Origin of the sequence: Olsenella sp. CU969 (genome assembly GCF_905219715.1) — a bacterium.
Classification (GTDB): Bacteria; Actinomycetota; Coriobacteriia; order Coriobacteriales; family Atopobiaceae; genus Granulimonas; species Granulimonas faecalis.
Genome location: NZ_CAJMXC010000013.1, coordinates 17110 through 35563 on the forward strand (window position 1 = coordinate 17110; position 18454 = coordinate 35563).

Annotated in this window: 13 protein-coding genes and 3 pseudogenes; all 16 read right to left on the reverse strand. The window is 72.9% G+C overall.

Going from position 1 to position 18454, the window contains the following annotated elements:
• Positions 1–3: 3 nt before the first annotated feature.
• A complete protein-coding gene (locus JX283_RS02690; RefSeq protein ID WP_239652441.1) occupies positions 4–1758 on the reverse strand; it encodes an ABC transporter ATP-binding protein in 1755 nt (584 codons plus the stop codon).
• 305 nt (positions 1759–2063) lie between these two features.
• Positions 2064–3500 (reverse strand): annotated as a pseudogene (locus JX283_RS02695) (ABC transporter ATP-binding protein); the annotation flags it as partial.
• Positions 3501–3503: 3 nt separating this feature from the next.
• Positions 3504–5303: an ABC-F family ATP-binding cassette domain-containing protein gene (locus JX283_RS02700; protein ID WP_204829220.1), complete on the reverse strand. Its 1800-nt coding sequence runs from the start codon at positions 5301–5303 to the stop codon at positions 3504–3506.
• Between the two features lie 34 nt (positions 5304–5337).
• Positions 5338–6144, reverse strand: a pseudogene (locus tag JX283_RS02705) (deoxyribonuclease IV); the annotation flags it as partial.
• Positions 6144–7319, reverse strand: a pseudogene (gene coaBC / locus JX283_RS02710) (bifunctional phosphopantothenoylcysteine decarboxylase/phosphopantothenate--cysteine ligase CoaBC); the annotation flags it as partial. The pseudogenes coaBC and JX283_RS02705, both read right to left, overlap by 1 nt.
• 33 nt (positions 7320–7352) lie before the next feature.
• Positions 7353–8066: a zinc ribbon domain-containing protein gene (locus tag JX283_RS02715; protein ID WP_204829221.1), complete on the reverse strand. Its 714-nt coding sequence runs from the start codon at positions 8064–8066 to the stop codon at positions 7353–7355.
• 44 nt (positions 8067–8110) lie between these two features.
• Positions 8111–8905, reverse strand: a complete 795-nt coding sequence (locus JX283_RS02720) for a Nif3-like dinuclear metal center hexameric protein (RefSeq protein WP_204829222.1) — start codon at positions 8903–8905, stop codon at positions 8111–8113.
• Positions 8906–8934: 29 nt separating this feature from the next.
• Positions 8935–9981 (reverse strand): tRNA 2-thiouridine(34) synthase MnmA, encoded by a 1047-nt coding sequence (gene mnmA / locus JX283_RS02725; protein ID WP_204829223.1) that lies wholly within the window; start codon positions 9979–9981, stop codon positions 8935–8937.
• Positions 9982–10194: 213 nt separating this feature from the next.
• Positions 10195–11361 carry a cysteine desulfurase family protein gene (locus JX283_RS02730; RefSeq protein ID WP_204829224.1) on the reverse strand — a complete coding sequence of 389 codons (1167 nt, stop codon included), beginning with the start codon at positions 11359–11361 and terminating at the stop codon, positions 10195–10197.
• 1 nt (position 11362) lies between these two features.
• Positions 11363–12043 carry a ribulose-phosphate 3-epimerase gene (gene rpe / locus JX283_RS02735; RefSeq protein WP_204829225.1) on the reverse strand — a complete coding sequence of 227 codons (681 nt, stop codon included), beginning with the start codon at positions 12041–12043 and terminating at the stop codon, positions 11363–11365.
• A gap of 20 nt (positions 12044–12063) precedes the next feature.
• Positions 12064–13098: an NAD(P)H-dependent glycerol-3-phosphate dehydrogenase gene (locus tag JX283_RS02740; RefSeq protein ID WP_204829226.1), complete on the reverse strand. Its 1035-nt coding sequence runs from the start codon at positions 13096–13098 to the stop codon at positions 12064–12066.
• A 1-nt stretch (position 13099) separates the two neighbouring features.
• Positions 13100–14053, reverse strand: a complete 954-nt coding sequence (locus JX283_RS02745) for a glycerol-3-phosphate acyltransferase (RefSeq protein ID WP_204829227.1) — start codon at positions 14051–14053, stop codon at positions 13100–13102.
• Positions 14054–14058: 5 nt separating this feature from the next.
• On the reverse strand, positions 14059–15381 hold the full coding sequence (der, locus tag JX283_RS02750) for a ribosome biogenesis GTPase Der (protein ID WP_204829228.1): 1323 nt from the start codon (positions 15379–15381) through the stop codon (positions 14059–14061).
• Between the two features lie 45 nt (positions 15382–15426).
• Entirely contained in the window at positions 15427–16821 is a 1395-nt protein-coding gene (locus JX283_RS02755) for a DUF512 domain-containing protein (RefSeq protein WP_204829229.1), read from the reverse strand.
• A complete protein-coding gene (gene ispH / locus JX283_RS02760) occupies positions 16818–17672 on the reverse strand; it encodes a 4-hydroxy-3-methylbut-2-enyl diphosphate reductase (RefSeq protein WP_204829230.1) in 855 nt (284 codons plus the stop codon). Before ispH ends, JX283_RS02755 begins: the two co-directional genes overlap by 4 nt.
• Positions 17673–17674: 2 nt before the next feature.
• Positions 17675–18454: lysophospholipid acyltransferase family protein (locus tag JX283_RS02765; protein WP_370583399.1), on the reverse strand; the 780-nt coding region annotated here is incomplete at its 5' end.

An 18454-nucleotide genomic window follows, 5' to 3' on the forward strand; every position in this document is an offset into this window, starting at 1 on the left:
CCCCTACCCCTCGAACNGGCTCCGGTATAGCTTGGCGTACTCGCCGCCCAGGGCGAGGAGCTCCTCATGGGTGCCGCGCTCCACGATGGTNACGCGGCCCATGTCGAGGATCTGGTCGGCCGAGCGCACCNTGGAGAGCCGGTGTGCCACCACGAGCGAGGTGCGNCCGGCCATCATGGCGTCGAAGGCCTCCTGCACGAGGGCCTCGGTGCGGGTGTCGATGGAGCTCGTGGCCTCGTCGAGCAGCAGGATGGGCGGATCCACGAGCATCACCCGGGCGATGCAGAGCAGCTGCCGCTGCCCTTGGGACAGGCCGGCGCCGCCCTCGCCCACCACGGTGTCGTAGCCCTCGGGCATGCGTTCGATGAAGTCCGCCGCGAAGGNNCGCTCCGCGGCGGCCCACACCTCCTCCCGGGTGGCGTCGGGCCGGCNGTAGGCGATGTTGTCGGCCACGGTGCCCTCGAAGAGCCAGGTGTCCTGCAGCACCATGCCGAAGGCCCGGCGCAGGCTCGCCCGCGTGAGCGCGCGGGTGTCGCGGCCGTCNACCCNGATAGTGCCGGAGTCGGCGTCGTAGAAGCGGAGCAGCAGGTTGATGAGGGTGGTCTTGCCGCAGCCCGTGGGACNCACCACCGCCACGCGCTCGCCGGGGTCGGCGTGCCAGGTGAGCCCCTCCAGGAGCGGCCTGCCCGGCTCGTAGCCGAACGACACGTCGGAGAAGCCCATCTCGCCCGCAGGTTCCTCGGGGAGCACGAGGGCGTCCGCGGGGTCGGGCTCCATCTCCGGGGCGTCGANGAGCGCGAAGAGCCGCCGCGCGCTGGCGAACGCCGTCTGCAGTTGGGTCATGACGCCGGAGATGTCGTTGAAGGGCTTGGTGTACTGGGTGGTGTAGGACAGGAAGCTCTGCACGCCGCCGATNGANAGCGGCCCGGGGAACCCGGTGAGGCAGGCCCAGCAGCCGATGGCCGCCACCACGGCGTAGACCACGTTGTTGGCGAAGCGGGTGCCGGGGTTGGTGAGCGACCCCGCGAACTGCGCCCGCTCGCCCACGGTGTAGAGGCGGTCGTTGAGGGCGGCGAAGCCCTTCTCGGCCTCCCCGGCGCGGCCGAAGGCCCAGAGGAGCCGCTGGTTGGAGACATGCTCCTCCACATAGCCGCCGAGGTCGCCCTGGATCTCCTGCTGGGCGGCGAAGCTCGTGTGCCCCACCTTGGCGATGAAGGCGGCCACGAGTACCGAGACGGGCGTGACCACCACGACGACCACGGCGATGGCGGGCGAGATCCAGAACATGAACGCCAGGGTGCCCACCACGGCCACCACGCCGCAGAAGAGCTGCTGGACGCCCTGGAGGAGGCCGTCGCCCACGGCGTCGGCNTCGTTGACCACGCGGGACATGATGTCGCCGTGGGGGTGGTCGTCGATGTAGGAGACCGGGAGCCGGCGGAACTTGCCGTAGGCGGCGTCGCGGAGGTCGCGCACGGTATCGTAGGTGAGACGGCTCGTGGTGTAGCCCTGGAGCCACTGGAGCAGCGCCACGGCGGCCACCACGCAGGCGAGACACCCCATGAGCCACGCGAGATCGCCCCAGGCCACCTGACCCGGCCCCACGACGGCGTCGATGGCCAGGCCCACGAGCACCGGCACCGTGAGCGCCANGCCCTGGGACCCCACGGCCGTGAGGAACGCCGNGGCCACGAGCCCTCGGTGGGGCCGCACGTAGGAGACGATGCGCGCGAGAACCTCGCGCGGGGCGNCGTCCACCCACCTNATGCCAGCACCTCCTCGCGCTCGAGCTGGGACAGGCACGTCTCGCGGTAGACGGGGCACGTCTCCACGAGCTCGGCGNGGGTGCCGANGCNGGCCACCCGGCCGCGGNCCAGCACGAGGATGCGGTCGGCGTGGCGCACGGAGGCCACGCGCTGCGAGACGACGATGCGCGCCGGGCCGCCCTCCCAGGAGCCGAGGGCAACGCGGAGCCTGGCGTCGGTGGCGAAGTCCAGGGCCGAGGCGGCGTCGTCCATGACGAGCACCTGCGGCGAGCCCACGAGGGCGCGGGCGATGCAGAGGCGCTGGCGCTGGCCGCCGGAGAAGTTCCTGCCGCCGGCCTCCACCGGGGCGTCGAGCCCCTCGGGGCGCCCCCGCACGAAGTNAGCGGCCTGCGCCCGCTCGAGGGCCTCCCAGAGCTCGTCGTCGGTGGCCGAGCCGTCTCGCCACAGCAGGTTGCCGCGTATGGTGCCGGACAGCAGTGCCGACTCCTGGGGGACGAACGACACCGCCGACCGGAGCCCCGCGAAAGGCCACGCGTGCACGTCGGTGCCGAGCACGGACACCGAGCCGGACGAGACGTCGTAGAAGCGCCCCACGAGGTCGGCGAGGGTGGACTTGCCCGACCCGGTGCCCCCGATGACGCCCAGGACCTCGCCGGGGCCGATCGACACCGTGATGCCGTCGAGGGCGGGCCTGCCGCCCCCGGGGTAGGTGAACGAGACGCCCTCGAAGGCCACGGCCGGGGCGCACGCGACGGGCGCGGGCACGGGGCCGCCGGGGTCGCGNACGNTGGGCTCCNAGTCGANCACCTCGGCCACGCGGCCGGCGGAGGCCTGGGCGCGGGTGAAGATGACNACGAGGTTGNCNNTGTAGGCCACGGACACGAGCANCTGGTTCATGTAGCCGATGAGGGCCATGAGCTCGCCCTGCTCGAGGTCCCCGGCAAAGACCTGCCCGGCACCGAGCCAGAGGATGGCGCACACCCCCACGTCGAGGATGAGGAAGGTGGCGGGGTTGAGCAGCGCCGAGAGGCGCCCGGCCGCGACGGCGTCGGCCGCCTGGTCGGTCGCGGCCCGCTCGAAGCGCCGCTCCTCGAACCCCTCGCGGGAGAAGGCGCGGACCACGCGCACGCCGGCCAGGGCCTCGCGCACGATGGTGCCGATGCGGTCGAGCTTGGCCTGCATGGAGACGAAGTACGGGATGCTCCGGCGCATGACAAGGTAGAACACCAGCAGCGTGGCCGGCAGGCACAGGCAGAAGACCGACCCCAGCACGGGGTCGAGCGCCAGGGCGCACACGATGGCGCCCACGGCCAGCACCGGCCAGCNGATGNCCTGGCGGATGAGCATGGCCACGGCCACCTGGAGCTGGTTGACGTCGTTGGTGATGCGGGTGATGAGCGACGGCGTGCCGAAGCGGTCCACGTCGGCGAAGGAGAAGCGGTTGACCACGGCGAAGAGCTCGCGCCGGATGTCGGTGCCCNNGCCCTNGCTCGCCAGGGACGCCANCTTCTGGCACACGAGCGTGAAGCCGAACCCGCAGAAGGCGAAGGCCACGAGGGCCACGGCCCCGCGGGTCACCACCGAGGCGTCCCCCCGCCGCACGCCCGAGTCGATCATCCAGGCGATGACCAGGGGCGTGAGCAGGTCGAACACNACCTCGAGCGNCTTCATGAGCGGGCCGAGCACNAGCCAGCGCCGGTAGGGGCCGAAGAACCGCCTCGCGAGCTCCGCCATGGCCTACTCCACGCCCAGGCGGTCGGCGAGCTCGAGCCACTCGTCCTCGAGGNACGAGATCTCTCCCCTCGCGGCGTCGAGGCGCCCCTGGTGCGCGCCGAGGGCCTCGTAGTCGCTGCCGTCGGCCGCCGCCATCTCGGCCTCGATGGCGGCAGGCTCGTCACGGAGCCTCTCCAGGCGCCGTGCCACGGAGTCGAGCCTCCGCTTGAGGTCGCGGCGCTCGGAGTTGGTCATGGCGCCGGGCGCGGCGGCCGCCTTGGGAGCGGCCTCGGGCCCGGAGGTGTCGAGCCCCCCGGCGGCAGCGTGCGGCAGGGCGAGGAACTGGTCCACACCGCCGGGCATGTGGCGCAGGGTGCCGCCCACGATGGCGTACTGGTCGTCGGTGACGCGCTCCATGAGGTAGCGGTCGTGGGTCACGAGCAGCAGCGTGCCGGGCCACTCGTCGAGAAGCGACTCCATGACGGCGAGCATGTCGGTGTCGAGGTCGTTGCCCGGCTCGTCGAGCACGAGGACGTTGGGCTCCTCGAGCAACACGCAGAGCAGCGCGAGGCGCCGGCGCTGGCCGCCCNAGAGGTCCTTGAGGCGCGTGAGCGTCTCCTTGGACTCGAACCCCAGGCTCTCCAGGAGCGACGTCGTGGACTGCTCCTTCCCGCCGATGACGCAGGTGCGGCGGTACTGCCCGAGGAGATCGGCCACGGTCCAGTCGCCCTTGTCGCCAAAGTTCTCGAGCTGCTGGTCCATGCGGCCGATGCGCACGGACTTGCCGCGCCTGACGGTGCCCGCCAGGGGGCGAAGGTTGCCGAGCACGGTCTCGAGCAGCGTGGTCTTCCCGGCGCCGTTGGCCCCCAGGATGCCGATGCGCTCACCCGGGCCTATGAGCCAGTCGAGGCCGCTCACCACGGGCGCGGAGCCGGAGTGGCCGGCCGCGACCCCCTTGAGCTCGAAGACCTGCTTGCCGAGGCGCGCCACCGAGAGGCGCTTGAGCTCGAGCTCGTTGCGCAGGGGCGGGTCGTCGGCCACGAGGGCCAGGGCCTCCTTGATGCGGAACTTGGGCTTGGAGGAGCGCGCCTGGGCCCCGCGGGAGAGCCAGGCGAGCTCGCGGCGCAGCGTGTTCTGGCGGCGCTCCTCGGTCCTTCGGGCCTGGCGCTCGCGCTCCACGCGCTGCTGGATGTAGGCGGAGTAGCCGCCCTCGAACGGGTCGATGCGCCCGTCGTGCACCTCCCACATGGAGGTGCAGACCTCGTCGAGGAACCAGCGGTCGTGGGTCACGCAGAGCAGCGCCCCCTGGCCCTCGGGCCACCGGTGCCGCAGGTGGTCGGCGAGCCAGCGGATGCCCTCCATGTCGAGGTGGTTGGTGGGCTCGTCCATGAGCAGGACGTCCCAGCGCCCCACGAGCACGCGGGCGAGGTCCACGCGGCGGCGCTGGCCGCCCGAGAGGTGCCCCACCGTGTCGTCGAGGGGGATGCCGCCGAGGAGCGCCCCCGCGATCGAGCGGCAGGCGGGGTCGGACGCCCACTCGTAGCGGAGGACGTCGCCGAAGACGGCCTCGGCCACCNAGGCGCCGTCGTCCAGGGCGTCCGCCTGGCCGAGCATGCCAACGGAGATGCCGTTGCGCCACGTCACGCGGCCGGAGTCTGGCTCCAGGGTCTTGTCGATGAGGCGCAGGAGGCTCGACTTGCCGTCGCCGTTGCGGCCCACGATGCCGCAGCGGTCGCCGGCGGCCACCGTCGCGGTCTGGTCCACGAGCACGTGCTTCCCGGGCCACTCGAGGCTCACGTCCTCGAGGCCGATGAGGATCTCCAAGGTGNCACGCCTCCTCGGCGGCGGCGCGGAGGACCGCGATCTCCTCGGCGTAGCCGGCCAGGTCGTTGGGGGTCTCCAGGATCATGGGCAGCCCCGCCAGGCGGGGCTCGCGCACCACGGCCTCGAAGAGGTCGAGCCCGATGGTGCCNAGGCCCAGGCGCTNGTGGCGGTCCTTGTGGGAGCCCACGGGGTTCTTGGAGTCGTTGAGGTGGAGCGCCATGAGGCGGTCGAGCCCCACCACGGAGTCGAACNCGTCGAGGACGGCGCCNAGGTCNGCCGCGACGTCGTAGCCGCCGTCGGAGACGTGGCAGGTGTCGAGGCACACGCCCACGAGCCCGTCCAGCTCCACGGCGTCGATGATGGCCGCGAGCTCCTCGAAGGAGCGGCCGAGCTCGGAGCCCTTGCCGGCCATGGTCTCGAGGAGCACCTTGGTGCGTTGACCCTCGCGGAGCACGTCGTTGAGGCCCTCGGCCACAAGCTCCACGCCCCGCTCGGCACCCTGGCCCACGTGGGAGCCGGGGTGGAAGTTGTAGAGGCACCCGGGGATGAGCTCCAGGCGCTCGATGTCCTCGGCCATGGTCTGCCGGGTGCGCTCGCGCACCTCGTCCTTGGCCGAGGCGAGGTTGTACACGTAGGGGGCGTGGGCCACGAGGGGTCCGANCCCGTTGTCGCCCATGACGGCGAGCAGGCCGTCCAGGTCCTCACGGTCAAGGGCGCGCATGGCGCCACCGCGCGGCGGGCGGNGGAAGAACGCGAAGGTGTCGGCCCCGATCTCGAGGGCCGTGGCCCCCATGGCGCGGTAGCCCTTGGTGGTGGAGAGGTGGCACCCGATGTACGGCATCACGCGGCACCCCCCTCGCGGCCGAGGTCGGCCTGGACGCGGTCCCAGATGTCCGCGGCCACCTCGGCCTTGGTCAGGGTGTCGAGCTCCTCGGCGCCGGCGTCGTCCACGAGCCACACGTGGTCGGTGTCGGAGCCGAAGGCGGAGTCGGGCCGGGAAACGTCGTTGGCCACGAGGAGGTCCACACCCTTGGAGGCGAGCTTGGCCCGGGCGTTGTCGAGGAGGTCGCGGGTCTCGGCGGCGAAGCCCACCACGTAGCCCACCTCCCCGGACGCCGCGAGGCCGGCCAGGATGTCGGCCGTCTCCACGAGCTCCACCGAGCCGAGGCGCCCCTCGGCCTTCTTGAGCTTGTGGTCGGCTGGGGCGGCGGGGGTGTAGTCCGCCACGGCGGCGGCGCACACGGCGACGTCGGCCCAGGGGGCGCGTGCCATGACGGCGTCGCGCATGTCGGCCGCGGAGACCACGTCGACGCGCGTCACGCCCGCCGGGCAGGGAAGCGACGTGGGACCTGAGACCAGGCACACCTCGGCGCCGCGGCGCGCGGCCTCGGCCGCCACGGCGTAACCCATCTTGCCCGACGAGGCGTTGGCGATGTAGCGCACGGGGTCGATGGCCTCGTGGGTGGGCCCGGCGGTGACGAGCACGCANGTCCCGGCGAGGGGGCGGTCGCGGAGCGCGAGCACGGCGGCCACGACGTCGTCCACGGGAGCGAGCTTGCCCTCCCCCACGTCGCCGCAGGCCAGACGGCCCGAGACCGGCANGACCACCCCTGCGCCCCGNGAGCGCAGCGNGGNGACGTTGGCCTGGGTGGCCGGGTTCTGCCACATATGCACGTTCATGNCCGGGGCCACGAGCACGGGGGCCGTGGTGGCGAGGGCCGCCGAGGTGAGGCAGTCGTCCGCGNTGCCGCAGGCGAGCTTGGCGAGGACGTCGGCCGTGCAGGGGCACACGAGGAAGGCGTCGGCCCACTCGCCGAGATCGATGTGCGGGATGGGAGAGGGGGGCCAGTCGAAGACGTTCCTGGCCACGGGCACGGAGGTGAGCCCCNCGAAGGTGGCGGTCCCCACGAAGCGCGTGGCGGCCTCGGTCATGGCCACCCGCACCTCGCAGNCCGCCTTCTGCAGGCCGCGGCACACCTCGGCGGCCTGGTAGGCGGCTATGCAGCCGGTGACGCCAAGAACAACGTTCNTAGGTCGGAACCTCGCGGGTCAGGAGAAGTCGGTGATCAGGATGCGGTGGCAGTAGGGGCACTCGTCCACCGGCTGGGCGCGGCGCTTGAGGTCGGAGTACTGCGACGGCTGCAGCGTGACGCGGCAGGCCGAGGGCTTATTGCCGTCCAGGGTCTCTACGGCCACGGTGCCGAAGCGCTTTCTCGCCTTGATGTAGCGGAGCTGCAGCTCGGGCGGCAGCGAGCCGGAGATCGACTCACGCTCGCGGGTCAGGGCCTNCTGGCGGTCGCGCAGGGCGAGCAGGGCCTCCTTGGCGGAGGCGGCGAGCGACGCGGTCTCGGTGTCCAGGCGCTCCTGGAGGCCGCGGGCGTTCTTCTCGGCGCGCTCGGCGGTGATGAGGCGCTCGGNCNCGGCGTCAGNCNCGAAGTCGATGCGCTCGAGCTTCTTGGCGATCGTGGTGAGGCGCGCCTCGAGGTCGGCCGCGGCGCGGTAGTCGGAGGCGCCGTCCTGGGAGGCCGAGATCTCGTCGANNTGGCGCTCNCAGTCCCGGCGCCGGTGCCCGAGGTCGTTGAGCTCGATCTCGAGGTCCTTGCGCTGGCCCACGATCTTGGTGAGCTCGCCGTCCACCTTCTTGCGGGCGGCCTTGGCGGCATCGATCTTGGCCCGCTGGGGCAGCTCCCTGCCCTCCTTGGAGATGCGGAGGAGCTCGAGGTCGATCTCTTGGAGTCGTCGCAGGGCGTCGGCGTCGGTCATGGGCAGTCCCCTCGGATTCTCGGCCCCGGGGCGCGGGGCGGCATTCATCGGCCTATGGAACGTGGGTCGAGGCAGATGCGCCAGTGTGCCTGCTCCGCCAGGGTCACCACGGGCACCGAGTCCTGGCGCTCGGCGACACTGGCTGCCAGCAGGCGGGCGTAGGGCAGCTCCGACACGTCGTGCCCCAACAGTATAACCGCGCACCCGGCCTCCACGGCGGCCAGCACCCGATGGTAGCCGAGCTCCCCCGTGACCACGGCCTGGCAGCCCTGGGCCACGGCGNTCTCCCAGAGGTCGCCGAGAGACCCAGAGCAGAACCCCACCCGCGTGCAGGGGGCGTCCGGGTCGCCGTAGAGCGTGGGCGGGCAGCCGTAGGCCTCGCCGAAGCGCTCGGCGAGCTCCGCCGCCGTGAGGCCTTCGCCGTCGAGGACGGCGCCGAAGCCGTNGGGCTCCTCCAGCCTGCCGACCGCATGCAGGTTGGTGAGGCGCGTGGGCACCGCCAGCGCGGCCGCGGAGCGGTCGAGGTTCGTGTGCATGGCGATGAGCGAGACGCCCAGGCGCGCGGCCTCCCACACGAGGCTGCCGCCGAGCGACGACGTGGCGACGGACGGCGTGACGGTGCCGGGGGCCTCGAGGAAGGCCGGGTGGTGGGTCACGAGGACGTTGCAGCCCTGCGCCGCGGCGCGGGCCAGGGTGTCGGGCAGCGGGTCGAGCGCGCAGGCCACGCCGGTGACCCCGGCGGAAGGGTCGCCTACGGAGAGGCCCACGCGGTCCCAGGGCTCGGCGAGGTCGCGGGGGAAAACGCTGAAGAGCATGGCCTCGATGTCGGAAACGAGCACGGTGCCTCCTTCGGCGGGTTGGCGGAGGGTCAGGCTATGGTACCCCCGGCGACCACGGTGTCGCCGTCGTAGACGGCGCAGGTCTGGCCCGGGGCCGCGAGGGTGCCGGGGCCGGCGAGCCCCACGAGGGCCTCGCCGGGGGCGGTGACGGTGACGGTCGCCGGCTCCGGGCGGCCGCGGTGGTGGGTCTGCACGAGGAGGTCGCGCCCCCGGTACCACGCCGGGTCGTGGCCGAGGACGACCCCGGTGAGTGGGAACGACGCCCTGAGCGGGCGCACGCCCGTGCCCACGCGGACCTGGCGGGTGGCCGGGTCCACGGACGAGACGAACCACGGGCCGCCGCCGGTGCGGATGTTCAGCCCCTTGCGCTGGCCCACGGTGAACCCNGCGATGCCACCGTGGCGGCCGAGCACGCGCCCCTCCTCGTCCACGATGTCCCCGGGCTCGAAGGCGTCGGGGNGCCGCCCCCNGAGGAACGCACGGTAGTCACCGCCGGGGGCGAAGCACACACCCATGGAGTCGGGGGCGTCGGCGGCGGGCAGGGAGGCGGCGCGGGCCTCCGCCCTGACCTCGGACTTCGTGGCGCCCGAGAGGGGCGCAAGGAGCCGGGCCACCTGTGCCGGGGACAGCTCGCAGAGGTAGTAGCTCTGGTCCTTGGAGCGGTCCTCGGCCCGGGCCACGTGGGTGACGCCGTCGTCGCCCGCCACGAGCCTGACGTAGTGGCCCGTGGCCACCCGGTCGCAGCCGAGGGAGTCGGCGAGGTCGAGGAGGGAGGCCACCTTCACGGAGCGGTTGCAGGCCACGCAGGGGCTCGGCGTAATCCCCGCCGCGTAGGCCTCGGCGAAGGGGGCGCACACCCGCCGCTCGAAGGCGTCGGAGACGTCCACGGCGTGGTGCTCCACGCCGAGCGAGGCGCAGAGGGCCCGGGCGCGGNCCATGGCGTCGTCGGGCGGAACGGGGACGCCCCCGCGGGCCATGACGAGCGTCGCGGCCACGACCTCGTGGCCCCGGGCCAGGAGCCGGGCCACCGTAGCGGAGGAGTCCACCCCTCCCGACAGGCCCACGAGAACCCTCACGCCACCACCCCTTCCACAAGCGCGGCCCGACGGGACGCCGCGCGACGACCGGCCCACCCGCAGGACCTTCCACGGGTACGAGGGCACCCGCAGGACCTTCTGCGGGTGCCNGAGGACTGGAAAACCGCTCGCGGAAGCCTCCGCGGGTAGAAAAACCACCCGTAGAACGTTCCGCGGGTGCCGGGGAGAATCCGGGGCCGCCCGCCCCCTACCCTAGCGCCAGCGCGCGACGACGGCCAGGAGCTCGTCGCNGAAGNCGTCGAGGTCGGCCGGGTCCACGCGCTCGTCGAACGAGACGCGCAGCGACCCCAGGGCGAGGTCGCGCGGGATGCCCATGGCCGTGAGCACGTGGCTCGGGTCGAGGGAGCCGGAGCTGCAGGCGGAGCCGGCCGACACCTCGAAGCCCGCGGNGTCGAGGGCGAGGATGAGGGTCTCGGACTCCACGCCCTCCACCACCACCGACACGATGCCGGGCAGGCGGTCGTCCCCCACCTCGGCGCCGGCCGTGGGCCGGATGCCCGTGCCCGGCGCGCAGAGGCGCCCGTAGACCCCCCGGGCGAGGGCTGCCACCGCGGGGCGCACCTCGGGGATGGCGCCCACGCAGAGCTCGGAGACCGCTGCGAGGGCCACGGCGCCGGCGACGTCGGGGGTCCCGGGGCGCCGGCCGCCCTCCTGACCGCCGCCGAACTCCTGGTTGCGGTAGGNTGCNCCGCCGCGCACGGCCAGGGCCGCGTTGCCCTGGGGGGCGCCGATCTTGTGGCCGGCGATCGAGACCCCGTCCACGGGGGAGAGCCTGAGCGGGATGCGGCCGAACGCCTGGATGGCGTCCACGAACACGAGGGCGCCCNAGGCCTTGGCGGCCTCGGCGACGGCGGGCACGGGTTGCACGACGCCCGTCTCGTTGTTGGCGGCCATGAGGCAGACGAGGGCCACGTCGTCGCCCAGGAGCGGGGCCACGCGGTCGGGGCCCACGGCGCCCGAGGGGTCGGGCGAGGCCACGTCCACGGAGAAGCCCCGAGCCTTGAGGGGCGAGGCGAGATCGATGACGGAGTCGTGCTCCACGGCGCTCAGCACCACGCGGCGCCGCCCGGGGTCGCGCTCGCGGGCGCCCTCGGCGAGGCCGACGACCCCGAGGTTGTTGGCCTCGGTGCCGCCCCCGCAGAACGAGACGTCCATGGGGCGGAACCCGCACCCCAGGCACGCGGCCACGGTGCGCCGCGCGCCCTCGAGAGCCGCCTGGGCCTCGCGGCCGANGGTGTGGAGGGAGCTCGGGTTGGCGCATGCCCAGGGCTCGGCCTCGTAGGCGGAGCNGGCGGCCACTGCCTCGGGCCGTAGGGGCGCCGAGGCCGCGTAGTCGAGGTAGACGAATCGACGGTCCATGTCAGGCGCGCCCCGTCCTTCCGAGGTACCCGGCCCGGCGCAGGCGTTCGACCGCCGCGGCGCGGTCGGGCCTCCCGAACACGGAGCTACCGGCCACGAGCACGTCGGCGCCGGCGGCCACGATGTCGGCGGCGTTGACGTCGCCCACGCCGCCGTCCACCTCCACGAGCGGCGCCGCGCCCACCCGCTCGCAGAGCCTGCGGAGGTCGCGGAGCTTGCCGAGGGTGGACGGGATGAACGACTGCCCACCGAAGCCCGGGTCGACGCTCATGACCAGCACCATGTCGAGCTCGCCGAGGAGCGCCTCGAGGGCGCCCACGGGCGTGCCGGGGTTGAGGGCCACGGCGGCCTTGGCGCCGGCGGCGTGAATCTGGGACACGATGCGGTGCGGGTGCCGCGCCGCCTCCATGTGGAAGCTCACGACGTCGGCGCCGGCGTCGAGGTAGAGGCCCACGCACTCGTCGGGGTTGGTGACCATGAGGTGGACGTCGGCCGCGAGGTCGCCCTGGCGCCTCACCGCGGCCACCATAGCGGGGCCGAACGTGAGGTTGGGCACGTAGTGTCCGTCCATGACGTCGATGTGGGCCCAGTCGGCCGTCTCGATGGCCTCGAGCTCCGAGCGGAGGTCGAGCAGGTCCGCCGAGAGCAGCGACNGGGCGATGAGGACGGGCGCNTCTTCCATGGGTACTCCTCGGCGGTTCGTCATCGGGCGTCGCCTCCCAGTCCGTAGNACTCGTCGTAGGGCATGCGGTCGAGAAGGCGGCGCATCTCGCCCTGGAGGGGCGCGTGGTCGTAGAGCACGGCGTGCACGGCGGCCACGATGGGGGCGTCCACGCCGAGCCTCCCGGCCAGCTCGTGGGCGGAGCGGGCAGCGGCGGCGCCCTCCACCACCATGCGGGTGCGAGCCTGGTACTCGTCCAGGGTCTCCCCCGCCACGAGGGCGGCGCCGAACGTGCGGTTGCGGGAGTGCGGCGACATGCAGGTGGTGGCGAGGTCGCCCATGCCGGCGAGGCCCATGCAGGTCATGGGCTCAGCGCCCATGGCGCAGGCCAGGCGGCCGATCTCGGCCAGGCCGCGGGTCATGAGCACGGCGCTCGTGTTGTCGCCGAGCTCGAGGCCGCGGGCGATGCCGCAGGCGATGGNCACCACGTTCTTCACGGCGCCGCAGGCCTCCACGCCCACCATGTCGGACGACACGTAGGCCCTGAAGGAGGGGGCGATGAACAGCGAGCGGAAGAGGTCGGCCACGGCGTCGGAGGCGGCGGCCACCACGGCCGCGGCCGGCTTGCCCTGGCAGATCTCCTCGGCGTGGGTGGGGCCCGAGANGNACGCCATCCGGCNCGGCCCGCCGCAGACGTCGGCCACCACCTGGNTCATGAGCATCATGGTCCCGGGCTCGACGCCCTTGGTGAGCACGCAGACCGGGACGTCGTCGCCCAGGAGCGGCGCGAGCCTCTCGGCGGTGGGGCGCATGAAGGCGGAGGGAACCACGACGACCACGGCGTCGGCGCCGTCCAGCGCCTCCCCCATGGAGGAGGTGGCGCGCACGTTGGCCGGCAGCTCGTAGGAGGGCAGGTAGAGCGGGTTGCGGTGCCCCTCGGAGATGCCGCGGGCGACCTCCTCCTCAAGGCCCCAGCCGCAGACCTCGCCGGCGTTCCGGGCGAGGAGCNCGGCCGCGGCCGTGCCCCAGGAGCCCATGCCTACGACGGCGACCTTGCCGCACACGGTGCCAGCCATGTCACTCACCCTTTCCGGTCTCGTCCTCGATGTGCCGGGTCACGGCCTCCTCGTCGCCGAAGAACAGGCCGGTGCCGGGCGCGGGGACCCGGGAGGCGTCCCGCTCGGCAGCCTCCTCGGCGGCCTCCTGCACCCGCTCGACGGACTCGGCGCGCTCCCCGGCGTCCACGGCGGCGTCCTCGGCCACCTCCGCGCGCTCGGCGCGCTGCAGGCGCGACGGGGCGTCGTCGGTGCCGGAGACGGAGACGTCGGCGCGGGCGGCGGCCTCGGCGGCCACGGCCTCGGAGGGGGCGTCGCCGGTCCTCATGGNGAAGGTNGACTCGTCACCGGAGCGCATCTTGGCGATGTTCTGGCGGTGCGCCCAGACCACGACCACGGCGACGACGACGAACGGCAGCTCGAAGGCCCAGGAGNAGGGCTGGTAGAGGAAGAACGCGAGGAACGGCAGGGCCACGGCGGCGGCCACGGACCCCAGGCTCACGACCTTGGACGGCACGGTGCAGAGCGCCCACACCACGAGCAGGCCGAGGGCGATGGGCCACGAGATGCCGAGGGCNGCGCCGAACCCCNCGGCGATGCCCTTGCCGCCCCGGAAGCGCAGGTACGGCGAGAAGACGTGGCCGCAGACGGCGGCCAGGAACAGGCAGGCGCCGGTCCAGGACCACGCGCCCATGGGCAGCGCCTGGGAGACGTCGCCGCCGAAGCAGAAGAACGCCAGCACCCACGTGCCGAGGAACGTGCNCNCGAAGCCCTTTGNCACNTCGCAGGCCAGCGTGAGGGCGGCGGCCTTGGGACCGACCTCGCGCGCCACGTTGGTGGTGCCGATGTTGCCGGAGCCCTTGGTGCGCACATCGACGCCGTCCGCGTCGCCGAAGATCAGGCCGAAGGGNATCCCGCAGATGCAGTAGGTGGCGAGCATCAGCAGGAGCAGGACGAGCGTTACGGGGGTGCCCATGGCGGTCACGAGTCCTTTCTACGGAAGCGGAGACGCACCGGGGTNCCCTCNAGGTNGAAGTTCTCCCGGAGCCGGTTCTCGAGGTAACGGCGGAAGTTGTCGTCGACCACCTCGGGGTAGTTGCAGAAGAACGCGAAGNCGGGGGGCCTCGACCCCGTCTGGGTGCCGTACATGATGCGCAGGCGCTTGCGGTCGCGCGACACGGTGTGGCCGGTCTCGCGCAGACGCTGCAGCAGGTCGTTCAGGGCCGACGTGGGCACCTGGCGCGAGCGGTTCTCGCAGACCTGCGCCACGAGGGCCCAGATCTTGTCGACGGAGCGGCCGGTGAGGGCGGAGATGCGCAGCCGGGGCGCCCAGGGGGCGAAGTCCAGGCGGCGGTCCACCGACATGACGCACTCCTCGCGCTTGCGGTCGGTGTCGGCGAGGTCCCACTTGTTGAGCAGCACCACGAGGGCGCAGCCGCGCTCGATGGCGAGGCCGGCGATCTTCTGGTCCTGCTCGGTCATGCCCTCGGAGGAGTCGACCACGAGGAGGCAGACGTCGGCCTCGTCGATGGCNCGCAGGCCGCGGACCATGGAGTAGTACTCGATGTCCTCGTGGACCACGGAGCGCTTGCGCATGCCGGCGGTGTCGACGATGCGGAAGGGCACGCCGTCGCGCTCCACCACGATGTCCACGGCGTCGCGCGTGGTGCCGGCGACGTCGCTCACGATGGAGCGGGTGCGGCCGGCGATGCGGTTGACGAGCGACGACTTGCCCACGTTGGGGCGGCCGATGATGGCGATGTTGACGGTGCCCTCGGGGTAGACGTCGTCGTGGGCCACCTCCTCGGGGAAGGAGCCCACGAGGTCGTCGAGCAGGTCGCCCGTGCCGGTGCCGTGGAGCGCCGAGAGGGCGCGGGGCTCGTCGAGGCCCAGGGAGTAGAAGTCCCAGAGCGCCGCCTCGTTGGTGGGGTCGTCCACCTTGTTGACGCAGAGGAAGACGGGCTTGTCGCTGCGGCGCAGGATGCGCNCCACGGCCTCGNCCTCCTCGGTGGCGCCNNTGCGGCCGTCCACCACGAACACGATGGCGTCGGCCTCCTCCACGGCGGCGAGGGCCTGCTCGCGGATGCGGCCGGAGAAGGCGTCGTCGGTGCGGCCGGTCTCGATGCCGCCGGTGTCTACGAGCACGAACTCCACGCCGTTCCAGTCGGCCTCGTGGTACGAGCGGTCGCGCGTGACGCCGCGCGACTCGTGGACGATGGCGTCGCGACCCTGGGCGATGCGGTTTACCAGGGTGGACTTGCCCACGTTGGGGCGGCCCACGACGGCGACGATGGGTTTGGGCATGGATCACTCCTCGGCAGTTCCGACATAACCCCTTGATTATGCTTGTTACCCGTTCAGCAGGTGCCCGTAAACGCCGTCCACGAGGCTCTCCGGCAGCGTCTCGATGAAAAAGGCATCCCCGCCGCGCTCGGCGAGGGCCGCGACGACGTCCGCCGCGGCCATGCCGTCGAGGGTCACGGAGTCGAAGTTGAGCATGAGGTCGGGCAGCACCACCACGGTGCGCGACAGGTCGGCCGGCAGCTGGGCGAGGATGTCCTCGGCCACGATGAGGCCGGTGACGTTGACGTCGCCGCCGAAGTAGTCGTTGCGCACGGCGAAGGCCTCGGCCCGGGGCGCCCAGCCGACCCCCTCGAGGAAGCCGCGGTACACGCCTTCGGCGGCCTCGCCGCACACGAGCAGGAGCCCGAGGTCGTCACGCTCCAGGGCGCCGGCGACCGCGGCCGCCCTCCCGGGCAGCTCCGCCACCACGCGGGAGGTATCGTCGATGAAGCTCCTGAGCATGCCGATGCCGTCGTAGAACTGCGGGTAGCCGTCGTAGTCCTCGGCGGGCGGCGGGTCCAGGCGGGCGGCCACGTAGAACTCGTCCGAGAGCTGGAACCGCGTGATGCCCAGGGTGGCGCGGGCGCGCCCCTGGTAGGGCGCCACGGCCTCCACCACGGCGCGGGCGGCCTCGGGGTCGTCGGNGTAGCTCCTCGTGAAGGGCGAGTTCTTGGTGTAGCCCATGGGCACGATGGCGAGAGAGGTGACGGCAGGGCGCGCCTCCACGTAGTCGAGGGTGCGGAGCAGCTCCTCGCCGTCGTTGAGGCCCGGGCAGAGCACCACCTGGGCGTGGACCTCGATGCCCTCGTCGCACAGGCGCTCGAGCACCTCGAGGCCCCGGGNCTCGTTGCGGCCCANCATGGCCCGCCGGGCCCCGTGGGACACGGCGTGGATGCTCACGTTCATGGGCGAGAGGCGGTACGAGCCGATGCGNTCCAGGTCGTCGTCGCCCACGTTGGTGAGCGTCACGAAGTTCNCCTGGAGGAAGCTCAGGCGGTAGTCGTCGTCGCGCAGGTAGAGCGAGTCGCGCATGCCCTCGGGCAGCATGGCCATGAAGCAGAAGACGCAGGCGTTGCGGCAGGTGCGGATGCCGTCGAACAGCACGTCGGAGAAGGCGAGGCCCCAGTCCTGGCCGGGCCCGCGCTCGAGGGTGCAGGCGCAGGCCTCCTCGGAGCCGTCCTCCCCCACCACGGCGACGTCGAGGTCCACGGAGGCGCCGTCGGCCTCCCAGCGCCAGGTGATGATGTCGTCCAGGGGCACGCCGTTCACGGCGTCCACACGCATGCCCGGCTCGAGCCCGGCCTCCCACGCGGGGCTCCCCTCCTCCACGGAGGCCACCCAGGCGCCGAGCANCGGGAGCTNCTGGCGGCCGTAGTCGGCCCGCTGCCGCTGCTCGCTCACCGGCCCTCGCCCACCATGGCCTCGAGGGCCTCCACGACCTCGTGGATCTGCNNCGCGGGCGTGGAGGCGCCGGCGGTGACGCCCACGGTGTCCNCGCCGGCGAGGAACGCGGGGTCCAGCTCGGAGGCGGACTCCACGTGGCACGTGGGCACGCGGCCGGCGCAGATCTCGGCCAGGCGCGTGGTGTTGGCGGAGTTCTTGCCACCGATGACCACCATGGCGTCCACGGAGTCGGCCAGGCGCGCGGCCGCCTCCTGGCGCTCGCGGGTGGCCTCGCAGATGGTGTTGTGCACGCGCACCTCGCCGAACCTCGCGAGGAGCTCGGAGACCACCTCGTCGAGGAGGCCCTTCTCCGTGGTGGTCTGCACCACCACGCCCACCCGCCTGGCGTCGGGCAGGGCCCGGGCGTCCGCCGCGGACCCCACCACGTGGGCGCCGGGGGCGTGGCCGAGGATGCCCTCGACCTCGGGATGGCCGGCCTGGCCCACCACGACCACCTCGTAGCCCTCGGCGGCCAGGCGCTGCGCCGCGCGGTGCACCTTCTTGACGTAGGGGCAGGTGGCGTCCACGACCTCGAGCCCGGCCGNCGCGGCCTCGTCGGCCACCTCGGGCACGACGCCGTGGCTGCGGAGCACGAGGCGGTCGCCCGCCGGGAGCCCCCGGATGGCCCCGTCGTCCACGGCGTCGGCGCCGCGCTCCTCGAGGGAGGCCACCACCTGCGGGTTGTGGATGAGCGGCCCCATGGTGTGCACGGGGGTGCCGCCGGCCGAGAGGACGCCGTCCACGAGGGAGAGGGCGCGCTCCACGCCGAAGCACGCCCCGGCGCGGTCGGCCACGACGATGGTGGCCACGGCTACCACTCCCCCGGGTGCTCGCGGCGGAGCTCGGCGCGGAGCTCCCAGACGCGGTCCATGGCGCGTCGCTCCATGGCGTCGAGCTGCTCTCGGCGCCCCTTGACGCCGAGGGCGCCGAACCTCAGGGGGCGGCCCACCTTGAAGAAGACGCGGTGGGGCCGGGGCAGGCGCTTGCCCTCGGGGGTGACGTCCCTGGCCCCCACCACAGCCATGGGGGTGACGTCGGTCTTGGCCATGCGGGCGATGAGGGCGAAGCCCCCGTGGATGTCGGCGGTGCCGTCGTCGTCGCGGATGCGGGTGCCCTCGGGGTAGATGAGCACGGACTCGCCGCGCTGGATGGCGCGCTTGGCCCGGCGCACGGCCTTGAGGTCGGCCGTGCCGCGGTCCACGGGGATGCCGCCCACCCGGGTGAAGACCCACCGGGTGAGGTCGCTCCNGTTGAACTCCTTCTTGAACACCGGGCGGATGCGCAGGCCGTGGCGCCAGAACATGACCACACAGATCACCGGCTCGACCATGGAGACGTGGTTCATGACCACGACGGTGCCCTTGTCGCGGCGCCCGAGCTCCTCCATGAGGGGCTCNGCGTCCTCGAAACGCCAGGGCCAGTACAGGCGCGTGAAGCCGTACACGACGGCGCACGCCGCCGAGTAGACCATGCGGCTGGGCAGGGGGAACTCGGCCATGCCGTGGTCGTAGTAGTCGTCCCACGTGTTGTGGAAGGGCCGCATGGGGGCGTCCCCGCCCGCGGCCTTGGAGGCCTTGGCCGACTTGGCGGC